The 23,381-nt window shown below is 38.3% G+C and carries 17 protein-coding genes; 7 read left to right on the top strand and 10 right to left on the bottom strand.

Features of this window, described 5'->3' with window-relative positions:
- Positions 1 to 14: 14 nt before the first annotated feature.
- Entirely contained in the window at positions 15 to 989 is a 975-nt protein-coding gene (locus B1F84_RS15495) for a DUF1852 domain-containing protein (RefSeq protein WP_010388779.1), read from the bottom strand.
- A 445-nt stretch (positions 990 to 1,434) separates the two neighbouring features.
- On the opposite strand from B1F84_RS15495, the gene B1F84_RS15500 reads away from it, so the two are divergent.
- Positions 1,435 to 2,244, top strand: a complete 810-nt coding sequence (locus tag B1F84_RS15500) for a sulfite exporter TauE/SafE family protein (RefSeq protein ID WP_131691991.1) — start codon at positions 1,435 to 1,437, stop codon at positions 2,242 to 2,244.
- A gap of 65 nt (positions 2,245 to 2,309) precedes the next feature.
- Positions 2,310 to 2,684, top strand: a complete 375-nt coding sequence (locus B1F84_RS15505) for a hypothetical protein (RefSeq protein WP_131691992.1) — start codon at positions 2,310 to 2,312, stop codon at positions 2,682 to 2,684.
- 66 nt (positions 2,685 to 2,750) lie between these two features.
- Here B1F84_RS15505 and nhaR read toward each other — a convergent pair whose 3' ends face one another.
- Complete coding sequence (gene nhaR, locus B1F84_RS15510; protein ID WP_131691993.1) at positions 2,751 to 3,644, bottom strand: transcriptional activator NhaR; 894 nt, start codon at positions 3,642 to 3,644, stop codon at positions 2,751 to 2,753.
- A 109-nt stretch (positions 3,645 to 3,753) separates the two neighbouring features.
- On the opposite strand from nhaR, the gene B1F84_RS15515 reads away from it, so the two are divergent.
- The 3 genes from B1F84_RS15515 (at position 3,754) to B1F84_RS15530 (ending at position 6,168) form a co-directional block, all read left to right on the top strand.
- Complete coding sequence (locus B1F84_RS15515) at positions 3,754 to 4,065, top strand: hypothetical protein (RefSeq protein ID WP_131691994.1); 312 nt, start codon at positions 3,754 to 3,756, stop codon at positions 4,063 to 4,065.
- Between the two features lie 440 nt (positions 4,066 to 4,505).
- Positions 4,506 to 5,105: a hypothetical protein gene (locus B1F84_RS15520; protein WP_131691995.1), complete on the top strand. Its 600-nt coding sequence runs from the start codon at positions 4,506 to 4,508 to the stop codon at positions 5,103 to 5,105.
- Between the two features lie 241 nt (positions 5,106 to 5,346).
- Complete coding sequence (locus tag B1F84_RS15530) at positions 5,347 to 6,168, top strand: hypothetical protein (RefSeq protein ID WP_131691996.1); 822 nt, start codon at positions 5,347 to 5,349, stop codon at positions 6,166 to 6,168.
- Between the two features lie 211 nt (positions 6,169 to 6,379).
- Here B1F84_RS15530 and B1F84_RS15535 read toward each other — a convergent pair whose 3' ends face one another.
- From B1F84_RS15535 to B1F84_RS15560, 6 genes are all read right to left on the bottom strand, one after another.
- On the bottom strand, positions 6,380 to 8,716 hold the full coding sequence (locus B1F84_RS15535) for a S9 family peptidase (protein WP_131691997.1): 2,337 nt from the start codon (positions 8,714 to 8,716) through the stop codon (positions 6,380 to 6,382).
- Positions 8,717 to 8,857: 141 nt separating this feature from the next.
- Positions 8,858 to 9,655: a class III extradiol ring-cleavage dioxygenase gene (locus tag B1F84_RS15540; RefSeq protein WP_131691998.1), complete on the bottom strand. Its 798-nt coding sequence runs from the start codon at positions 9,653 to 9,655 to the stop codon at positions 8,858 to 8,860.
- A gap of 104 nt (positions 9,656 to 9,759) precedes the next feature.
- Positions 9,760 to 11,229, bottom strand: a complete 1,470-nt coding sequence (gene rmuC / locus B1F84_RS15545; protein WP_131691999.1) for a DNA recombination protein RmuC — start codon at positions 11,227 to 11,229, stop codon at positions 9,760 to 9,762.
- A 591-nt stretch (positions 11,230 to 11,820) separates the two neighbouring features.
- Positions 11,821 to 14,967, bottom strand: coding sequence for a DEAD/DEAH box helicase (locus B1F84_RS15550; RefSeq protein WP_131692000.1), 3,147 nt, complete (start codon positions 14,965 to 14,967; stop codon positions 11,821 to 11,823).
- Between the two features lie 415 nt (positions 14,968 to 15,382).
- The gene (locus B1F84_RS15555) at positions 15,383 to 16,345 is read right to left on the bottom strand and encodes a ParB N-terminal domain-containing protein (RefSeq protein ID WP_131692001.1); all 963 of its coding nucleotides are present in this window, start codon (positions 16,343 to 16,345) and stop codon (positions 15,383 to 15,385) included.
- Between the two features lie 15 nt (positions 16,346 to 16,360).
- Positions 16,361 to 17,599 carry an AAA family ATPase gene (locus tag B1F84_RS15560; RefSeq protein ID WP_010388797.1) on the bottom strand — a complete coding sequence of 413 codons (1,239 nt, stop codon included), beginning with the start codon at positions 17,597 to 17,599 and terminating at the stop codon, positions 16,361 to 16,363.
- A gap of 771 nt (positions 17,600 to 18,370) precedes the next feature.
- On the opposite strand from B1F84_RS15560, the gene B1F84_RS15565 reads away from it, so the two are divergent.
- Positions 18,371 to 19,585: a hypothetical protein gene (locus B1F84_RS15565; protein ID WP_013463357.1), complete on the top strand. Its 1,215-nt coding sequence runs from the start codon at positions 18,371 to 18,373 to the stop codon at positions 19,583 to 19,585.
- A gap of 61 nt (positions 19,586 to 19,646) precedes the next feature.
- On the opposite strand, the gene B1F84_RS15570 is transcribed toward B1F84_RS15565, so the two are convergent.
- The gene (locus tag B1F84_RS15570; protein WP_055012680.1) at positions 19,647 to 20,522 is read right to left on the bottom strand and encodes a DNA replication terminus site-binding protein; all 876 of its coding nucleotides are present in this window, start codon (positions 20,520 to 20,522) and stop codon (positions 19,647 to 19,649) included.
- Between the two features lie 605 nt (positions 20,523 to 21,127).
- On the opposite strand from B1F84_RS15570, the gene B1F84_RS15575 reads away from it, so the two are divergent.
- Positions 21,128 to 22,477 (top strand): 3-deoxy-7-phosphoheptulonate synthase class II, encoded by a 1,350-nt coding sequence (locus B1F84_RS15575; RefSeq protein ID WP_205988871.1) that lies wholly within the window; start codon positions 21,128 to 21,130, stop codon positions 22,475 to 22,477.
- Between the two features lie 91 nt (positions 22,478 to 22,568).
- On the opposite strand, the gene B1F84_RS15580 is transcribed toward B1F84_RS15575, so the two are convergent.
- The gene (locus B1F84_RS15580; RefSeq protein ID WP_055012682.1) at positions 22,569 to 23,378 is read right to left on the bottom strand and encodes a pyruvate, water dikinase regulatory protein; all 810 of its coding nucleotides are present in this window, start codon (positions 23,376 to 23,378) and stop codon (positions 22,569 to 22,571) included.
- Between the last annotated feature and the right edge of the window lie 3 nt (positions 23,379 to 23,381).

A 23,381-nucleotide genomic window follows, 5' to 3' on the forward strand; every position in this document is an offset into this window, starting at 1 on the left:
ATTTTGTTGTGTGATTAAGCGATACTTGCCGAGAACTGCTGCAATACTGACTGATAAGGCTTAATAAAATGCTGCTCAGTAAATTTACCTTGCTCTACCGCTAATTGACCTCGCTCTGCGCGGTCATACACAATTTGCGTTAACGAATGATCGTCATTTTTTAAATTTGGTTTATAACGGCTACCTGCGGCGGCGTTGGCGTTATAAATTTCTGGACGATAAATTTTTTGAAACGTTTCCATGGTGCTAATGGTGCTAATTAGTTCAAGGTTGCTGTAGTCGTTAAGTAGGTCACCAAAAAAGTAAAACGCTAATGGTGCAACGCTGTTTGGTGGCATAAAGTAGCGCACTTGTAAGCCCATTTTTTTAAAGTATTGCTCAGTTAACGACGACTCATTAGGCTGATACTCTACGCCTAAAATAGGATGTAAGTTTTCGGTTTGCTGATAGGTTTTGTTATCAGACACGCTTAAACAAATAACCGGTGGCTTTTTAAAGTGCTGTTTATAGGTATTTGAGTTTACAAAGCATTTAAACAACTTGCCGTGTAAGTCACCAAAGTTATCGGGAATGCTAAATTGCGGTTTGCTTTTGTTATGCTCAAGCAATAACACGCTAAAGTCGTAGTCGCGCACATACGATGAAAAGTTATTACCCACCATGCCTTCTATTCGCTCGTTGGTTTGGCGGTCAATAATATTGGTTTTTAATACCTCAATTGACGGAAATGCCTGACCACTGCCTGCAATGTCTAAATCGACCGAAATGATTTCCAGCTCAACCTCGTAACGATCCCCTTGTGGGTTATCCCAACTGGCCAGTGCATTAAAGCGGTTGTTGATCATTTTTAGGGTATTACGCAGGTTTTGTTGGCGGCTTTCACCCCTTGCTAAATTAGCGAAATTAGTCGTAATACGTGTGTTATTTGACGGATGGTAGTTTTCATCCAAGTTAGTGCTTTTAATAGTAAATGTAAGATCAGTGCTCATAGCCGTATCCTTTCAATTTGAGTTGTTACTGCTTTTATCAATGACACATTACTCGCTGTTAAAACCAAACTAACGGGATAACTGTAATGGTGCTTTGCAGAGTTAATAAATTTATACGCGCTATGTAGCATGAAGAAAAACGGTATTATTTCAGGTAAAACATGAGCCAGATTGATTCTTTAACAAAGTTGAATGAATAAATTAGGCTAGTAGACGCTCCCACTCAGACAAAACCCACTTTAGAAGTCTAGATTTCTAGATGTTTTTACGGGTGTTGTGATTTATTCATACAAAACGTGAGTATTATTCAATGCTCATAAGTACTTAAAGTCCAATTTGCATAAACGGTTGTTGATATACTCGAATAAACTTAGGTGAGCTTAAGCGCTTTATTAAGCAGCTCGCCGCCGCAGAACTTTCCACAACATAAGAAGAGACAAAAGGAATGAGTGATTTAATAGTGTTAATTATATACTGCGCCATATTAGGTAGCGGTGTTGGTTTTTTAGCAGGCTTATTAGGAATAGGGGGCGGACTAGTGATTGTGCCCATACTCAGCATGATATTACTGCACTTTAATGCTTTGCCACCTGAACAAGTAGTGGTGGTTGCCATTGCGACTTCGCTGGCCTCTATTTTATTTACCTCGACCTCGTCGGCTATTGCGCATCATAAAAATGGCAATGTACCGTGGGATATTGCACCTTGGGTTATGACAGGCGTTGCCTTTGGCGCGCTCATTAGTGGCTTTATGGCCGCGCTGTTACCTGAGCATGTGGTACGTTTGGTATTTGCTGTAAGTGTGGTGTTAATTGCATTAAAAATGATTTTTTCAGGTAAGAATGATTCAGCAATAGCGTGCCCGTTGCCAAACAAAGGGCTACTGAGTGTTTATACGACCATAACCGGTGGCTTGTCTGCCATGATAGGTATTGGTGGCGGGGCAGTATTGGTACCGTTACTGACGTTTTTCTCTGTTGATATGAAAAAAGCCATTGGCTGCGCATCGGCCTCAGGCATTGTGATAGCGTTGTTTGGATCACTGGGTTATATCAGCTCTGGTAGCCAGTTATTTAGCGTAAAAGAAGGATTTGCGGGCTTTGTGTATTTGCCCGCTTTATTGGGTATTGTATGCACCTCATGGTTTACTGCACCGCTCGGTGCTAAAGCCACGCATTACTTACCGGTTTCAACCATAAAGAAAATATTTGCCGGCTTATTAATTGTAATGGCAATCAATATGTTTACTCGATAAGGTTAAAGTTCGCAGGCTTGCTTGCGAATATATTTTGAAATAATAAACTTTAAGGCAAGGATGCTATGAAAATAGTTAAATTAAGGGATAAAGTTGATAAAACAATCTTAAGTGTTGCTTTATTCTTTTTGATATCACCTATTATAGGGTTAATTACAGGAACTGCTCATCAGCTTGGAACGACAGGCAGCGACTATCAACAAGCATCGTTAATTGATGACCCAGAGCAATACTGGCAAATTATTATCATGCAACTTACTATTACTTTAGCTATCGGTATCCAAGGGTTTTTTACATTCCCAGCCTTAATTGCCGCACGCCAAAAAGTATTAAACTTTAGAGATAACAATAAAATTGTAGCCAATATCATATTTTATTTGCTCACTCCGGTATTATTTATCGCTTTGTTGATATTTTTAATATATTTATTTGAAGTATGAGAAGTGTAAGGTTTTAGCCCCGTAACCCGCCCCCCGACGCCCGTCAATAAGGCGATTAACTAAAATCTACGTCATTTGAGCGTGTTTTATAAATTCATCATAAATACTGTCTTTAATAAGCCTGTCAGGCGTAAAGGCATAATAATGCTGATAAACATTATCAATTGTACCAATGTAATTTACGCCGTAATGGCGCTCTACTTCGGCTCTTACCAAAATAGGCGCAGGGAATATGCCAAACCCTTGCTCACCTAACGACTTCATTAATGCGCTGTCGTCAACATGGCCAGCTATTGTCATTTCAATGTCTTTCTCTTGCAGCCAATAATAAATAGCCCGCGCGACGGGGCTTTCTTTTGCAGGGAGCACTAAAGGCTTGTTATTTAAAGACTGCGGAAACTGCTTATGTAGTTGCGAATGCCATGTTTCGTTACCAAAAAGAGCGATTTGGCTTTTACCTATTTCATGACAAAACGCCTTAAATGATAAAGTGGTATCGAGTGGTTTGTCGGCTAACACTAAGTCGAGCTTATGAATCGCCATTTGCGCCAGCAGTTCATCTTGTTGGCCGTCAATACAGTGTAAGTTGGTAATACGGTCGTTATTAATTAAAGGCGCTAGCCACTTCGACACCAATGATTTGGGTAACACATCTGAAATACCCACCTTTAACGTTCGTGAGTATTGCGTGGTATCGCCTTGCGTAGTTTCTAACCATTCGTGAGCAATAGCAAACATATCATTGGTGTACTGCTGAGTTACATGGCCAAACTCCGTTAACTGTAGGCCTCGCCCTTGGCGAACAAACAGTGGTTTTCCTAATCGTTGCTCTAAGTTAGTAATTTGCGAGCTGACCGTTTGCGGCGTTAAATTAAGTATTTTACTCGCCGCTGCAATACTGCCGTGCTTACTTACCTGCCAAAAATAATATAAGTGATTGTAGTTAATGTTGGTAATCATTCGAAAATACCTGTTTTAAAGTAAGAAATAATCAGCTTTTTCCTTTGCCACTAAGTTAGTAGATTACAGTCATGCCTGCAACATAGTTACTATTAAAAGGTGTAATTGCATGAAGCTAAAACTTACAGTTAAAAACAAGATAATTAACGCAAGTGAAAAGATGTCGCTTTTGAAGTTGATAAAAAGCCAATTGGCAAAACATACTTTAAATATTCGTAAAGTTGAGATTCAAATAAATGATCTTTCAAGTGAGCGTCACGGCACTTTGCAGCAATGCAAAATTAATATTCTTTTGCCTGGGCTACCCAGTATTAATGTAAATACAAAAGGAAGAAGTATGCTGCAAGCGATAAAGCGGGCACTTAAAAGTTTGCAGCACATTCTCGTTAATAAGTATCAACCTTCGCAACCAAGCAGTTAATATCGCACTTGTAGTAGCAAGGATGCTACTTTTTTAATGCCTCTCTAATTCCAAGCTATGTTTAGTAATAAACGATTCAATTATTGCCTATTGAGCCTTTAGCGCATTGCTATTGAGCAAAGCCGCCTTTCTTTGTTGGGTTTCGTTACACTCTACCCAACCTAAGCCTTGTAAACCCTCGTACTATTTTGATTAAAAAAGCCGCACACTAACGAGGCGGACTATTATCTTAACTCTCGGATCTTTTATTTGGATTACCCACATAACGCTCTCATTAAAGAGCTCTATAATCATTATCTAGAAAGAAACATGAAAACTTCTATCGAAATTGAAGTAAAAAATAGATTAAGCGCGGTGTTCTTTCAGTGTAGTTTTTAAGTGATAATTAAGATAAGCGTTAGCTCTAACTCTTTATACTAAGTATTTAAAAGGATAGTTTAGTGATACATAATATTTCAAAATATAGTTTTATTTGGTTAATTTTATTACTTATTTCATTGAGTACTCATGGCCGTAGTCAGTCAACGATGGTTTGCGAAATATCGTCTATAGGGAATCAAGAAGTCACAATTAGTAAGAAAAAATATGATAATGATCTCAAGTATGACTTTCAGCTTATAGATGACCATAAAATAATAACTATTACTGTCGGAGTCATAAGGCCTGAGCACGACTCTATTTTATTTAAAAGCTCAGCTAAAAAAGCATCAAAGATTGAAATTGTGGAATACTCACACAAAAGATATGAAAAAATGTGGGAAGAGGACCTTTTTCATACGGTGAATTTATTACATTCTGAAGATCATATCTGGGAGCAGCGAGATGCAAAGTTATCAATTTGGAAAGCTACGTTCAATGAGCATGATAACTTGATTGGTTTTTGGTCAGCAGTAAACAACGAGGAGATGTTCACTCTTTCATTTAATGCACTAAATGCCTCTAATCAACAGAAGTTGGTGCCAATTAATGTAATAGTGAATACTGTTAATGAAATACTTGGTCAATGCAGAATTAAATCATTAAAAAATGACCCCCTTTGATGTAGTACCTAATATGGCAGGAAAAAATAATCGATCTCCCAGCAGTTTAATTCGTAGCTTAAAGTTTATGGGTCTTACCTTTTTAGGAACAGAATTAACCAGCCCACATACATTACCTTATTTGGGGCTAGAGTCTTATCATACTCAATTGCGCTTAGCTGGTAATCATCGGAGAGCACAAGACGTACTAAATTATATAGAAAAAAATACTTAGAGTGGTTGTATTGAGAGAAATACTTAAATGCTAATGAAAAAAATACTCCGCGGTTATCGCGGAGGCCCTGATTTTAATAATATTCAAAAAGAGCATTATTACCTAGACGAAGAGCTTAAATTGACCGTTGCTCTTCCAGTTTGTAATCCGTTGAAACAACCTAAAACAAAAATTGTAAATTATCCTTTTACAGAAGCAAATTGGTTTGAAACTAACTATAGTCAGATTCGACATTCTAGATATATTCCAATTCATGAGTCCTATTGGTTTTATTGGCCTCTAATGCGAACGCCGATGTCAGATGAGTTGGGAAGCCTGCGGCTCAATATTACTATTGGAAAGCTCGCATCTCCAGTCACTAGCACTAAAGAACTCGGCCATGCCATTCTAAAGGAATATAACGACTATTATAATTCCTCTTCAATAGGTAAATATTTTAAAGGGCATAATACTGAGCTCATCAATGAAATAGAAGCTCATTCTGCTCGCCGAGCTACACCATTTTCAGACGAAGAAAAGCAACATCACATAGAGTCTAACTTATTAAATTCAGGTTTCCCTGAAATATCTCAATTTGATGAATGTACATTTAACAATATTGAGTGGATAAAATATACAGAGATTCGTTCTAATGAAACAAAGAAAAAATACATTTTTGCAACGCAATTGAATGAAAAATATTATCTTATGGCTAATTTTACATTCGATCTAAATATGTCTCAAAATGATAAACCTTGGTACAAAGACGCTAATGCAGCTATAACCCCTATAATGGAAGGTATTATACTTAAGCATATAGAAAGTCTAAAAGAGAATAGTAAATTATTAAATAGCTCTGCTGATAGCTAAATTAATACTACTTAAGAAAGCAAAAGACCAAAGTCATCTTCCAGTAAAGTTTACTCAGGTTCTTGTTATTTAGGTTTAGTATAAGGACATGAGACTTCCTTTCTCAAGGTTAACCTTTACACCCTGCTGTAAACCCCCATTACATTTTGATTAAAAAAGCCGCACACTAACAGTTAGTGTGCGGCTTTAGTATTTTATTTTTTTAAAGCGATTACTTATTTAATAAGTGCTTTTCAAAAAAGTCAGCCATCATTGTATGGTAATGCAAAGTGGTGCCTTTGCCTTCGCGCAAGCTGTGTGAACGGTTAGGGTATGAGAAAAACTCAAACTGCTTGTTATGCTTTACAAGCTCGTCAATTAAACGCTCTGAGCCTTGATAATGCACGTTATCATCGCCCGTACCGTGAATAAGTAATAGCTTACCAGTTAGGTTTTTAGCAAAGGTAATAGGCGAGGTGTTATCGTAACTCTCAGGATCGGTGTTTGGGTTGCCCGCATAACGTTCTTGATAAATGGTGTCGTATAAACGTATATCTGGCACCGGTGCAGAGGCAATGCCAACTTTAAATTTATCACCATGGCGGAACAGTAAGTTAAGGGTTGAGCTACCGCCGCCTGAATGACCCCACACGCCAACGCGGTCAGTGTCTATTACATCCCAACGTTTAGCCATAGCATCTAGGGCGTCTACTTGGTCTTGCACTGTGATAGAACCAATTTTTTTATAGATTGATTTACGCCAATCGCGGCCTTTTGGTGCACGTGTACCACGGTTATCAACCGATGCCACAATAAAGCCTTTTTGCGTTAACAGTGATTTATACAGGTAACTGTTGCCTTCCCAGCGGTCTTGCACGGTTGAGCCCCATGGTTCGCCGTATACGTAAAATACAATTGGGTATTTTTTACTTTTATCCATGTTCTCTGGGAACATAATGTAGCCGTCAAGCTCGGTGCCATCTTGCGCATTTACTTTAAAAAACTCATGCTTTGGTAAGCTTTGCTCAGCCAGCTTTTGTTTAAGCTTTGTATTTTCAACTAAGGTTTTTACATTACTATGATTTGCCACTTTAATGATCTCTTTAGTCGGTGGCGTGCCAAATTTAGAGTAAGTGTGCATAGCCCATGAGGCATCTTTTGACATGTAGTAGCTGTTTGATCCCTCAAACTCAGCAGGTGTTACCCGTACCGGTTTGCTGCTGCCATCAAGCGGTGTGCTGTATAAATAACGCTGACCAGGATCGTTTGGCGAGGCAATAAAATACATTACGTTTTTATCTTCATTGATGCTCAGCATATCAATAATGTCGTAATCACCAGGGGTTAGGTCGATAATAGTTTTGCCATCGCGCGATACACGGTAAAGATGACGCCAGCCGTCGCGTTCGCTATGCCAAATAAAAAACTCACCGTCTTTTGACCAGCTTGCTTTATAAAACCACTCTATAAACGCATCGTCTTTGTCTTCTAAAATCTTGGTCAGTTGCTGCTTTTGCCAATCAAACAACCACACTTTGTTATGGCTTTGTGGGCGGTTTAAATCTTGAATCATTAATTCATTACCAGTGCCTGCCCAGCTAATACGCGGAATGTAACGGCCGCGGTTATCGCCTTCAAGCTCAGCCCAACGGGTTTGTTTATCAGCAAGGCTTACCACACCAACACGCACGGCAGAGTTGGTTTCACCCGCTTTAGGATAAGGGAATTCTTTAAGGGTAGGGTAAAGTTCGTCAGTGTTGTTGATCATAGTGAAAAATTTAACGTCACTAGTATCAAGCTGCCAATAGGCGATTGATTTGTTGTCGGGGCTCCAACGAAAACCATCGGCAATAGTAAACTCTTCTTCGTATACCCAATCAAAATTACCGTTAACTATGGTGGCGCTACCATCGGTTGTAAGCGCGGTTACATCGTTACTACCAACCGCTTGCATATAAATATTGTTATCGCGTACGTAAGCTACTTTTGAGCTATCTGGCGAGAACTTAGCAAACATTAACTTAGTTGGCTCAACATCCAAGCCACCTAATTGCTGTAACTGGTTAGTCTCAAGGTTAAGTAACCAAAAATCCCCGCGGCTGCGAGAGCGCCAAACTTGCTCACTGTTGGTAAATACCATCAGCCATTTACCGTCTTTTGACCACTGATAGCTTTCGATTGCAAATGGCTCGTCTGCGCCCTCTGGCAACAGTTTTTCAAACTCAACCAGTACTTTACGGCCTGTGCCGTCAGCATTGTAAAATACAATGTCGTTGCCTTTTACGCCGTGCTCTTTTTCGTCATCGGCGTTGTTATCGTCTGCTTTTTCTTTTTCGCTTTCGCGCTCTTCAAGTACGGTGTAGCCAGTGCCATCGTCTAGCCACTTAAAGTAAGTGCTTCGCTGGGTTTTAAATTCTTTATCTTTATAAATTTGCGTTAGGGTTAATGGGTTATTCACGGTGCTCATCGCTGCATTATTGTTGGTTGTTATGCTGGTACTTGAACATGCTTGCAAGCCTAAGCCCGCAACAATGGCCAGTGCCAAGCCCGATGTTTTGATCAGATTCATTGTTATTGTTCCTAGTCTTCGGTTAGAGCGCTTTCTAGATTAAGACGCTTATTACATTTACTGTAACAAAATAACACGCTAAATATCAGCACCTTTATCGCAGCTAAGAACGATTTAAACCCAAACCTAATAGCCGTTGTGTTATCGCCACAAATACATACTGGCTCGCTTATTGGCAATATTTAATTCAAATACCTCAGTGCTTGAGCTAGTAGCAGCGCCATAGCATACATGTAGCGGCAACAAGTGCTCTTCTCTGGGGTGATTAAAGCGTGCAGCTGGAGCTTGCTGCCATGCTAGTAATTGCTGTTCACGCTGCTGCTCGGTTAATGTTTGATCTGCGATTGTGCTTACCAGCCAATTTTCAAATGCCTGATTTTGCTGATTAACATCGCTTGATTGGGTAACACCAAAAGCGCGCATATTATGAAAGGTAAAGCCTGAGCCTATAATTAATAAGTTATCATAATCAATGCTTTGCAGCGCTTTACCAATTTCAATATGCATTAGCGGATCGAGGCTTGGATGCAAGGATATTTGCACACAGGGAATATCGGCCTTTGGGTACATAATTTTTAACGGCACAAACATACCGTGATCGTAGCCACGCTGTGAATCGAGTTTTGAGTCAATATTATGTGTTGCGAGCGCCTGCTGTACTAAATTAGCAAGTTGCGGCTGGCCAGCACAAGGGTAAGTTAATTGATACGCCTGCTCAGGAAAACCGTAGTAATCGTAAATAAGCGGCGGTGAAGAGTGCGCGGTTATACTAATTGGTTGAGCTTCCCAATGCGCGCTGACCATTAAAATAGCAGAGGGCTTTGGGGTTTTAGCGGCAACCTGTTCTAAGCAGGCTCGCATTTCTGCATGGTTGGCATCACCTAGTAATGGCATTGGGCCGCCACCATGTGAAATGAAAAAAACGGTTGGGCGTTGCATGTGGTTAATCCTAAAGGACAGGTATTATTATAGTGCCTGCGCCGTTAGTAAATAACTAGCCACATAAACGCACAACCTCAGTGCGCAAATATTATGTGCGGTGTTTATTCATCAAGCTCTAAGTGAGCGCGTTCAACGCTTTCTTGAGGTAACTCTTTTTGCACCGATACACCCAGCTCCTTAAATTCTGAGGCTTGTTTAATTAAGTTACCTTTACCACGGTATAACTGAGAAAATGCTTTATCGTAAGTTTCTTTGGCTTTATCAAGCTGTTTACCCACACCTTCCATACTGGTTAAAAAGCCGTTGAGTTTACTGTAAAAACGCTCAGCACGATTAGCCAGCTCTTTTGAATATTTAGTTTGCTCTTCAAAGCGCCATAACTGTTTAACAATATTTAAACTGGTTAGCAGGGTAGTAGGGGTAGCAACCAAAATGTTTTTTTCTATTGCTTGCTGGTAAATGTCGCTTTGGTATTTAAGTGCTTCTACAAAGGCGGATTCTATGGGTACAAACATAATAACAACCTCAGGCGAGTTTATCCCTGGTAAACGGTCATACGATTTACTGGCCAGCTCATTTATACGAGCAGTTACGGCATTTACATGCTCTTTAATCGCTTGTTGAGACTCAAGCTCTGTTTCGGCATTTACATAGCGGGTATAGGCATTTAACGATGTTTTTGCATCAATCACTAAGTGCCGTCCTTGGGGTAAATACACCACCACATCAGGGCGCAAACGGCCGTCTTCGGTATTAAACGACACTTCTCGCTTGTAATCGGTGCCAGCGCGCAGGCCTGCGCTATCAAGCACGTTTTCAAGCATGAGTTCGCCCCAATTACCTTGGGTTTTCTTTTGCCCTTGTAAGGCATTGCTTAGCTTATCGGCCTGCTCGGTAATTGCTTGGCTTTTGGCTTGTAAATGTAATAGCTCGGTTTTAAGTGCTGCACGTTGCTGTAAGTCTTCAACGTGAATAGACTCCATTTTATCTCTAAAGCCTTTTAGCTCACCTTGAACCGGCTTAAGTAACTGCTCTATGCTTTCTTGATTGAGGGTTTTAAATTTTTGCGACTTTTCTTCTAATATTTGGTTAGCTAAATTTTCAAATTCTTTTTTAAGCGTTTCTTTACTTTGCTCTATATGGGCGAGTTGTTCACTAAAATGTTGCTGCTTTTGCTCAAGGGTAGTGCGTATATTATTAAGCTCTACATCGCGCAGATTGTATTGCTCGCGCAGGGCGGTTAGCTCGGCTTCGGCTTTACGCCAATATTGATTATAAAGTTGGCTTTGCTTTTCTTGTTCAGTTAAACGGGTTTTAAAATGCTGAGACTGATCACGTTGCTCTTGATGAGTAAGCCCTAATAAATCGTGCTCTTCAACCAATGCGGCATATTGGCTTTGCGTTTGCTCATACTGGCTTTGTAATAACAATAACTGTTGTTGCTGCTCACTCACTTGGCGCTTTATTTTTTTACTTAACTGGACTGATACAACGCTGAAAATAGCCATACCGGCTATAGCGCCAGTACCAACACTTAACCAATCTAAATGGGAAAAAAACGAAGTAAACATAGAATAAACTTTTAAAATTTAGTGACATGCTATCATAACGAATTACGCTCTTTAGCAGTAGGGGTAACGCACTAAATTAAGCGCATAAAAAAAGCCAGCTATTAAAGCTGGCTCAATATTACTAAATTAGTAATCAAACAGGGAAATCAACATGAAACTTGTATAACAACACATCACTACAAGCATAATAGTAGACGCGTCCTGATTAAATTAGTTCAAAATAATTTTTAAAAAAAGTTGAATTTAGAGCATAAAAAAAGCCAGCTAATAAAGCTGGCTCAATATTACTAAATTAGTAATCAAACAGGGAAATCAACATGAAACTTGTATAACAACATATCAACTACAAGCATATTAATAGACCCAGCTATTATTGATTAGTTCAAAAATATTTTAAATAAAATAGTTTAAAATATTCAGGCAAAAAAAAGCCAGCGCTGAACTGGCTGGCTTAATCATTACTATGTCTAGTAACTACTATATGGGATATCAACATGAAAGCTTGGAGAAACTGCAATTTAACCAAGCATATTAATAGACGCCTACAATTTAAATAAGTTCAAAAACTCGTCATGATTTTTTAAAATTATTTTAGCTTTTAATTAAAGACAGCATTTGTTGTTCGTCAAACTGGGTAAAACTCATTGATTTTTCAGTAAATAATGCATCTACAAGCGCTTGCTTATCTTGCTGCATTTGAAATACTTTTTGTTCAATAGAGTTAGCCATAATTAGTTTATAAACAAACACTGGATTGGTTTGGCCAATACGATAAGCACGATCGGTGGCTTGTTTTTCAACGGCTGGGTTCCACCATGGATCAAAATGAATAACGGTGTCGGCTTGGGTTAAATTAAGCCCTGTACCACCGGCTTTTAAGCTAATTAAAAACACGGAAGTGTTACCACTGGTAAATTCGTCTATTACTTTATCGCGATGACGCGTTTGCCCCGTTAGCATACTAAAATTAATATTTAGCTCATTTAAACGCTCGGCAATTAAATCAAGGGCAGAGGTAAACTGGCTAAATATAATCACTTTTCGGCCAAGGCTAAGCATTAAAGGTAAGTGGCTCGATAACCATTCTAATTTAGCACTGGCTGCCTCTGTTTCAGGTTCAATGAGTTTAGGATGACAACAAATTTGGCGTAACTTTAATAAAGCTTCTAAAAAAGCGAGTTTACTTTTTTGTACGCCTTGCTCGGCAAATAAATCAATCAGTTTTTCTTCAAGCGCACGAGTTATACCTTGGTACATATCTTTTTGTTTAGGTTCAAACTCAAACTCTTTTATAAGTTCGGTTTTTTGCGGTAGCTCTTGAGCCACTTGGGCTTTAGTACGGCGCAAAATAAACGGCATAATTAACGCTTTTAGTTGCTCTGCACGTTCAATGTTGCTTTCGCGTTCAATAGGGCCTTGAAAATGCTGCTTAAAGTGCGCCTGTGAACCTAAAAGCGAGGGCATTGCAAAGTCGAGCAATGACTTTAATTCAAATAAATTGTTTTCAATTGGGGTGCCACTTAAACAAAGCTTAAAGTCGGCATTTAAACGTTTTACCAACCGCGAAACTTGTGCGGTATCGTTTTTAATATACTGGGCTTCATCAAGAATAATGTTTTCAAAATACAGCGGTGAGTAATAAGCAATGTCACGTTTTAATAGCGGATACGTGGTTAAAATACATTGCGCTTGTGCCAAATGCTGCAACGAATCATTTCGGTGTGCACCAAAAATAGTGGTCACTTTTAAGTTTTTAGCAAACTTGTTAATTTCGTTTTGCCAATTACTCACTAAGCTTGTTGGGCAAACAATAAGCGTAGGCCCTGCTTGCGGTGTATTGTATGAGCTTGCTAAGTAGGCAATCACTTGTAACGTTTTACCCAAGCCCATATCATCCGCTAAAATCCCACCTAACTGATTACGCTTTAAAAAGTTAAGCCAAGCCACGCCTTCTTGCTGATACTCTCTTAATACTACAGAATCGTGTAAGCCATGAATGGCAGTGTTAGGTGATAGCAGTGCATCGTTATTTAGTTCATCAAGGTAACGCTCTAGTGACGGGTCATGTAGCTCTACATTAATAGCTGTGTGCTGAACTAATTCAGGTAAGTATGAAAGCGGAATGTTAAATTCGTCACGGGTTTTAATAAACTCAAATCGCAATTTAAATTCAATTAATAAATTAAACGCGGCTTTATCTATAACCCCAAATTGACGACCAATAGGGTAATAATAAAACAATTCACTTTGACGATTTAACGATTCATACAGTTTGTTATTTACATTAAATAAAGTGGCCACTTTGGTGTCGTTTAGTACAACTTTGCTATGCATTTGATGACCAGCGGCTCTGTTTACATGCAGAGAGATTTTGCTTTTAGTATCAGCAACATTAACTTTGCTCATTGATACTTGCCAGCCACGTTGCTTAAAGCTTGGTAACACCTCATGCGCTAACCAGTGTAAATGAATAGCCGATTCCTGACTAAAAATAAACTCGCTGTGTAAACCCCCTTTACAAAAATCAAAGCCCAAATTAACCAGCTCATTAGTAACGGTGTTTTCGAATGCACTATTTATAAGTTTTTCAGGCGCCGTACCTGCTAAGTAATTTTTATTTTTATACTTAAACGATAACGAAATAGCCATAACTGAGCCCGACATGCTAACTTTAAGCACGGCATTACTTAACGACTTTACAGGGCTACTAGGTGCATTAGTTGGGTGCGGAATAACACCGGCGCCAAAATTATCAGCAAGCTGCTTATAAATTCGGTCAAAGTTAGTATCGTGCAGTGCAGGTATTGTTTGTAGATGCGCTATTTCATCAGCACTGAGCGGCGTGCGAATACGCCCTAACTTATATTTATCTAAATCTAAATAGATAGGTGGTGTGGTTTTAATTAACGCCCAATTAGGAATTTGATCAAGATGAATTTTTAACTGAGTAACTTCTTTTTGTTTTTCCCAAACAAAATTTAGCGGTAAGCCAGGTTGTGCTTTTATAGGTACTCGCGAACGCTGTAAAAATAATCGTTCTGTGCCTAGTAATTGCTGTAGCGCGTTAAAACCCCATTGTCCTTTAAGCTCAATATTACCCACCGCATTTTGCGAGCGGATCCAGCTATATAATCTAAAGTCACTTTCTAGTAGGTCGCTAGGAGTTACAAAGCTATTAAGCTGTTGTTCGGTTAAATTGCGACCTAGTGCATAGTTATTATTTTTATCGTAGTTGGCAATTTTAGGTGTTAAAAATACTTTGTTGTTTTCTATGTCTAATACAAACAGTAACACTTGCGATGGTTGAGCTTGATCGGTGTTTTTAAGCGCACTGAGTTCGCTAAACCAATCATTTATAAAATAGTCTTCGCCGTATTCACCTGAATGCTCAATTTTTAGTTTTAACAAAATTGCAGCCAAATGGCGGCATTTAGTTTTAACATTACAAGTACAGTGTGTGTCGACTGAATAGCCAGTTGGTAATTTACTGATCTCAATTCGTTGGTTAAACGCAATGCCCTTATCGCCTTGTACCGTAGAATCTACCACAGAAAAATCGGCATTATGTTCTAACCAGGTGATTTGACCATTCTTGTAGTAAGACTTTCCTTTGGCTAACACCGTGGGTTTAAACAATTTTTTTATGAATCGCTCAGAAAGAGGAAACTGGGTAGCCTGCTCATTTTTAATTTCTTCAAAAATAGCCATTAAATCATTTTTTGATAAGTTAGCAGACATGTCACTCAAAGTATTAAAATTTAAAAACAATTTTTCCAGTATATGCCTTATCAGCGCTGAGCTAAAGCAATATTATTTTTAAAATAGACTGGTTGGATCTGATTGGTTAGTAAAAAAATGGTTTATAGCGATTGTTTAATTTTGCTCACTAAAAAAGCACGTTTAAATTACAAAATAAAAACAATCAATTAACTTCATGAGGGGGATTTAGTTAGGAATAGATCAGGTTTTTACTAACAAGGTAGCAAATTGACCAACTAGAACAGATTTAGTTAGTAAAAATACGATCTTTGGTGGTTTATCGGGCTTTATTTGCTTTTTTTTGCCTTGATAGATCAGGTTTTTACTAACTAATTAAAGGGGCTAGATCACGATTTAACTAACCTAGCCCCTTTACAGATCACGATATTACTAACTAATTAAAGGCACTTAATAGTTTAGTAAGTTGCTCTAAGCGCTTGTCTGTCATCACTTTATTATTAATTTTTATTGAAACGTCACCACTTTTAAGGTTGCGTTGCACACTAATAAAGTCGTTTTCAAGCACAGCCTCACGCTTTAATGCTGTTTTAGGCTCTGCGGTTAAATATTTAGTGATCAACATAGCGCGCTTGTCGTCGGCTTCTAAGGCGTTAACTTCATCATTGCTGGCAAGTGCAACAACTAACTCGTTAAATGCAGCCTCGTCTCGCTCCTTTGCGTTAATCAGCTTTTTAGCGACTTCTCTCCCTACATAATTAGCAGTTGGGTAAAGGGCTATAACATCGGCAGATATTTGCTCATACGCTTTGATAGCATCAGCAATCGCGGTGTGCGATACCCCTTCAATAACGGCAATTTCGCGGTACGAACCTTTTTTGCCTTGTTGAATGAGCTCATCTCGAGTTTGCTGATACGCTTGGCCTAACTCCCATAGACTAGGGGCAATGTATTGATCGGAAGAAACCGCTAACACTTTGGCATCTTGCTCATTAAAATCATTTGAACTCAAAACAAGATAGTCTGCACCAGCCAAAATACAGGCTTTACGACGTCTTGAACCTGCAAGAACGAGGCTCATATCACCTTGATCCCAAAGTAGGGCAGGGTGCTGATTGCGACCATCTTCTTTAATTGCAGGAAGTATATCGGATACCGACTTTTCGTTTAAAAGCGCTTGTACACGGCGATTTTTGCCATAAACCTGAGTCGATTTTTCAATCTCGTTATGTGCAATCACTTTACACACTAAGGTGATTTCGCGGTTAGGATCGCTTGGCGCAGGCATACGAATAACATCGCCTGCATTGGCTTGCTCTAAAAGAGCGTCTAAGCTGCTACTGCCAACAGCGGTTGCAAAGGGATCTAAGCGGGTGTCATTTTTACGTTTTTTAGCCATTTTTAGTCAACATCCTTACTTAGGCGTATTTAATTTTGATTGTGTAGATTGCCAATTTGAACGAATTAGCATTTCGAGTTCATCGACAACATCTTTGATATTTTCTTGAGCGCGCATTAACGATTCTCTACTCGCTAAACTATCAGACGCTTTTTGATCAAAAATGGTATTAAACGAGGATGAGCTCGCGGTAATTGCTGAACTGTGATTAATAGGGTAACTCATAACTTGGCGACCAAAGGCACTTCTTACGTCTTTAACAATGTCACGTTGTGAGTGATTGCCTTTTACATAATTGGTAACCAAAAATTGCATAAAGTCCCAACCATCGTGACCAAGAGCTGCAACGGTATGATAAATCTCACCTAAACGTTTTAAATATTTATTATTAGCATCAAAGTCTACCGCTTCAGGATGAACCGGTATAAGCATCGCTGTAGAAGCCATTAATGCATTATAAAACATAAAGTTAAGAGTAGGCGCTGTATCAATTAGTAAAATATCAAATTCATCTTTTACTGGCTCGATAACACGCTCTAACAGCTTATGGTAATGGCGAGTTTGCTCATAGTTTGAGGTGTCTTTAAGCAAAGTTGCAGTTTCGTGTTCAAAATAAAAATCATCCATACCTGAGGGTAAAACACGAATATTAGGAATATGAGTTGGTAAAAAAGAGTTTGAAACAAATTCAGGCCAGGTTTCACCTTCTTCAAGATCAATGCAGTCACGCATTAAATCACCCACAGTAATTGGATCGGGCTCAGAAGATGGGAAAAAGCTAGATGATGACCCCTGCGGATCTAAATCGATAATACCAATTCGGTAACGCTTGATGTTAGTAGTGGCAAGTGCTGCAGCAATATTAACCATGCTCGTTGTTTTACCACAACCACCTTTTAGCGAATTAATAACAATAACTTGGAGTTTGTCTGTCGGTGCACGATGATCGGGTTTTATATCCATTATATCGGCCATGGCAAAAATATTAACCAACGTATAAGCGTAATGACCGTTTGCACCGCGTTTTATGTTTAAATCGTCAAAATCACCATTGTCATGGCGTCTTTTTAAGGTACGATTATTACAACCAAGTAAATCAGCAGCGGCTTTTTGGGTGTAGGTTCTTAATTCTTTTTCTTCAGACTTAAGATGGGCGCGGTAATGTTGAATACGTCCTTCTAGTGATTTTTCAGCAACTTCTGCGGTTGCTTTCAAAAGTCGGTAGGTATCTAGCGCATTATTGTTGATAGACATACTTTATTCCTCAAAGTTAGGCGTTTAGTATAATGTCCATTCAATTAGCTGTAAACAACTATTTAAGACGACATGTATTTTAAATACATGACATCTAAAATAATTTTACGCCTTTAATATTGCTTAGTATAAATAAAGAAGTTTAAGTATGGTTAAATATATAAGGTATTAAAGGCTAAGGGCTTAAAATTATCATTTAACTACATGATTTACATGAATAATACTTAAAAAAGTGGATCAGCATTGTACGTGGTTAAGATCAGATCCTTATCTACTGGCAGATCACCTTTATACTAAGCAAATATTTAGCAGCTTAGTTACGCACAGGTTAAGCACTGAGTTACTCACAAAAGCATCGCTATAGATCATGTTTTTACTAAGTAAATTATAAAGTTATGCACCCACCAACAGAGATAATAAGCGGTTTAATTAGTATAGATCTGATCTGTAGTAAGTACAGATCAGATCTATGCTAACTCGAACTAAGCTTATCCACAGGCAACAAATTTTTTGTTTAATTTGTCGTGCTAAATATCAAATAAAACACTTTGCAATGGACAAATTTATTATTCAGTTAGTAAAAATTCGGTTTATTAAAGCCTAGTTAGTATAAATGTGATCTGAAATCTTCTGTTTTAACTTTTGCTTAGTAAAATACTGATCTAAGCATTTTATTTGAAGTCAGATCACTTTTATACTAACTTAAACATTTAACTTTTGTGGCTTTATGTGTTGTTATTAGCTGTCACAATAAAAACGGAAATAAAAACCATGAGCCGAAAGGTCAACATCTCGGTAGATAACTTGCCCGATACACTTAGGGGCCAAATTCACGGGGTGGAAAGTGCAATTGATAACGAAAGCTTAGCACTATTTACAGATAATAAAGATGTGCGAATTTCGATAGAAAATGCAGCCCATGGGTTACGCGCTTACTCTAACACATTTAACCATTATGATCTGTGGGGACGCTTTGTTCGCTCAGGACATAAAAAGCTGCCACTTGAAGAAGCCCCTAAAAAAACCATTATTACGCGTAAGATATCTGAGAAAGTAGACGGTATTTTATACGATGGTGAAATTAAAATAACACCGGCTGTGGTAAGTACTCGTAAAGATGGTGAAGACGTTGAATACCTAGTTTGGCCATCAGACAGAGAAGAAAAAGTTGAGCGTGCACTAATTCGCCTTGCTTCAAAAGGTAAAATAGTAAAAATTAATTTTAAGTCCGGTATTCAATATGCCGTTGTGTTTTCTATGAACGAATTAGCACAAGAACTTAAAGCGGTTGGTCAGTCTATGCCTTATCCGCAAATTAAAGAATCGCTCGAAGCATTACAAGGTTCAAAACTTTCTTTTAAATATTCTGCTACTGACACTAAAAACTCTGATATTGATGATTCGTTCTATGAGTCGAATATGAACTTTTTATCGTCTTTACACTTTAGCGGTAAAAAAGGCCAAGGCGGAAATGTTAAATGTGTGGCGTGTTTAAATGCGTTTGTTCATAACATGATCGATAACCTTGAATATAAGGGCTATTATTTTAATAGTGCTCAAGAATTAAAGCGCGGACTATCGCGTTGGATGATGTTACGTTTGTATCACTTATGGCGTTATGCTGCCCCAGGAAAAACGTATCATTTTAGACTGTTGTCTATTATGGAAAAATACGGCTCTATTTATTCAACCGATGATATTACCGAAAATAAATTAAAAGCACTGCGTCGTGATATGACCACCACGATGAAAGACTTAATTGAAAAAGGGGCAATATCTGAGTACAGCATTACCAATGTAAAAGATGATAAAACGGGTAATATTGTAGATTACACCTATGAAATGCATCCATCTGATCAGTTTTGTGATGAGATTCTGGCATTAAATAAACACAACAAGCGGATAGAGATACAAGGTGGTAAACGCATTGTTGAAAATGCAGTCTTAATTGATGAAGATAAGCTGGAAGAAATTGTAGAAAAATAATTATATTAATTTTTACCACTAGTTATATTAAAGGCCACATAATGTGGCCTTTTTAACATAATTACTTTGTTACTTGTTCTAAATATAAACGGTCTACCAGAAAGTCATACTCACGTTTTCGTGGATGTGATAACGGTTTTTCGTAACTCGGCAGTTGGCCATACTTAACATCGGGTTGTGGGTTTATAAGAATAAAAGGTAAGGCGGCACTAACATGGTAACGATTTTGAGCCGTGTATCTAACATTAACTTGTGGGCTAACTCGGGTAGGGCGCCTAATTCGTAATTTTTCTTTTTCACCTAAGCTGGCAACTCGAACTTGTTCTTGAGCAACCAATGATTGCCACTTTTGCTGATCAATCATTCTTGGGTTTTTATACCCAGCGGATTTTTCAAGCATTTCAAGAGCCATCTTCTTTGTGAGTGTTTTAGTGGCATGTTTATGCATCCAAGTAAAACGAACTGAAAAAGGGGATTCGCTTTCGCTATGAATTTTACGATAAGCGGCAAGCGTAATTAAATTTGGCATAGCATTATGCACGGCTTCAAATCGAGCATCATTATTGTCTATCGCTAAAATACAATTTTTAAATGCCGCTTTTGCATTATTAACTTGAGCAATGCGATCAATGATGGCTTGTTTGTTAGCATCTTGTATTATTAATAAACCAGGGTGGCGTTTTAATACGCGACTACTCAGCCCAGGCTTTTTATACATATCAGAAAAAGAATTTAAAATAGCCTTATGTGCTAGCTCTCCTGTAATTTTAGATACTGCAATCGACTCGGGAATTATATTTTCATCCACACTGCTTATTTCAGGTAGTTGATAATATTCGGCCTTAGCAAATCCACATTCTTTAAGCTCTTCAATTAACCTAAGCGTTAACTCATTGAGTAAATCAAACTGGCTTCTAATTTGTACTTTTGTAACCATAACACCACCAAGAACACATCTTACTATTCCACCATTTTCGCAAATAACCTTTTGCTTTGGTAGTCTAATATTTAAATATTACTCTATTGTTAAGATTAAACTTATATTTAAATTGAGTATGATGTGTTCTTTACTGTTGGTAGGAACATTTAAATAATAATATTTTCTAACTTACTAATAGTTATATATAAACGAAGTATAAAGGAGTGGGTATAAACCAGCAGAACTACTCAGCTAGCATATATATTCGAAACTACATAACTGGCGGCAGATATATTTAATTTTAACTGTAAAGTTAAGAATACGTATAGGTGATTTAAGTATGATGTGTTCCTACGTTTAACATTATCTTAAACAGCTTAGCTAAGTGGCTACAAGCAAAGCTAAATAAATACCACTCTTACTACATATCTTATTGTTTTTTAATGCTTTACGTTTTTTTATTTAAAAATTTATTATCAATAAAATAGCCAAATCTGGGCTTGCAGTCCTATTTATATTTACCTAATAACTAAATAATTGGTAAATAGTGTATTTAGTCCTTGAACAAAGGACGCTGCATACGTTAATTTCAATACATCAGGTAATAGGAATGAGGAATGAACATGCAATCGTGGAACCCAAATAGCTGGAGAGAACTGCCAATACTGCAGCAGCCACAGTACCCAGATCAAGACGTATTAAAATCAGTAGAAGGCCAGCTTAAAAGTGCACCGCCTCTAGTATTTGCAGAAGAAACCAGAAGTTTGTTTAAACAACTTGAAGATGTGTGTGAAGGCCGTGCATTTTTACTTCAAGGTGGTGACTGCGCTGAATCATTCAGTGACTTTAACGCAGCAAATATTCGCGATACATTTAAGACCATTTTACAAATGGCTGTAGTACTAACCTATGGCGGTAAATGCCCAGTAGTTAAGATTGCACGTATGGCAGGTCAATATGCTAAGCCACGTTCAGCCGACTTAGAAACAATAAACGGCGTTTCGTTACCATCTTACCGTGGTGATATAGTAAATAACTTTGAGTTTACTGAAGAAGCACGAATTCCAGACCCCCAACGTTTAATGACCGCTTATCATCACAGTGCGGCAACACTCAACTTACTACGTGCTTTTGCACAAGGTGGGCTTGCTGACTTACATCAGGTTAACCGTTGGAACATGGGCTTTGTTGCTGCTAATCCACAAAAAGCGAAATACCAACAGCTTGCAGATAAAATTCAAGACGCTTTAGAATTCATGGAAGTATGTGGTATCAATTCCACTATAGCGCCAAGTTTAAAAGAAACAGATTTATACACCTCACACGAAGCGTTATTGCTAGGCTATGAAGAGGCATTAACCCGTAGAGACCATTTATCAGGTGACTGGTACGATTGTTCTGCCCACTTTGTATGGATTGGTGAGCGTACACGTCAATTAGACCATGCTCATATTGAATTCTTTAAAGGTATTAAAAATCCAATTGGCGTTAAAGTTGGTCCAGGTATGGATCCTGACGAACTTATCCGTTTAATTGATGCGCTAAACCCAGATAACATTCCTGGTCGATTAACGCTCATAACTCGCATGGGTGCAGACGTATTACCAGAGAAGCTCCCGGCGCTAGTGCATAAAGTACAGCAAGAAGGGCGTAAAGTAATTTGGAGCTCAGATCCAATGCATGGCAATACAGAAAAAGCCAGCTCAGGTTATAAAACTCGCAGCTTTGATAACATTATGCGCGAAATTAGTCAGTTCTTCGCTGTTCATAAAGCTGAAGGCTCATACGCAGGTGGTGTTCATTTAGAAATGACCGGACAACATGTTACAGAGTGTACCGGCGGTGCATATGGTTTATCGGATGATGACTTAGCGCAGCGTTACAAAACTCAATGTGACCCTCGCTTAAATGCCGATCAAGTATTAGAGCTTGGCTTTTTAGTTGCAGACCTTTTAAAAGATGCTCGCAAGTAATACGCCTTCCTAATATGTTAAAAGCCGCTATTATTTAGCGGCTTTTTTGTGTGCTGTGTGTAATTACATGCTTAAATCACATGTTAGTTTGTTAGTACTTACGACGCTCAAGACCTGTATCAGAAATGATTTTTGCTGAGATCTCTTCAACCGAATGGTGGGTAGAATTTAAATGAGCAATTTTATGCTTCTTATAGAGCATTTCTACTTCGCGCACTTCAATACGACACTGTCTAATTGATGCGTATTTTGAATTTGCCATGCGTCTATCTCTGATCGCAGCCAGTCTTTCAGGGTCTATAGTTAAACCAAACAGTTTATGCTTATATGGCACTAAGCACTTGGGTAACCCTTCGCTTTCTAAATCATCTTCTGTGATCGGATAATTGGCCGCTTTAATACCGTATTGCAGAGCTAAATATAGACTTGTCGGTGTTTTACCACTTCGGCTAACGCCAACCAAAATAATGTCAGCCTCAGCAAAGTTTTTAATATTACCGCCGTCATCATTCATTAAAGCATAGTTAACTGCATCAATTCTAAAGTCATAACTTTTCTCGTGTATAGAGTGTGTTCTGTGCACTTTAGGTACTGGGGCAACGTTCAATTCGCTTTCAATTTTTTCACTATACGTTGTTAAAAAGTCATACGAGACGGCATCTGCAGAGCGAATAATTTCCGATAATTTATGATTCACAAAGGTAAAAAACACTAATGGTTTTTCACCTTGCTTAGATGACGTTGCATTGATAAGCGCTTTAATTTCAAGTGCTTTTTCTTCTGTTTCTACAAAAGGGATTGTTTTATGATTAAATTCAACAGGAAATAAAGACAAGGTCGCATGACCAAACACTTCAGATGTTATTGCCGTGCCATCTGAAATATAAAACGCAGTTCTCATAAA

Origin of the sequence: Pseudoalteromonas sp. DL-6 (assembly GCF_004328665.1) — a bacterium.
Lineage (GTDB): Bacteria > Pseudomonadota > Gammaproteobacteria > Enterobacterales > Alteromonadaceae > Pseudoalteromonas.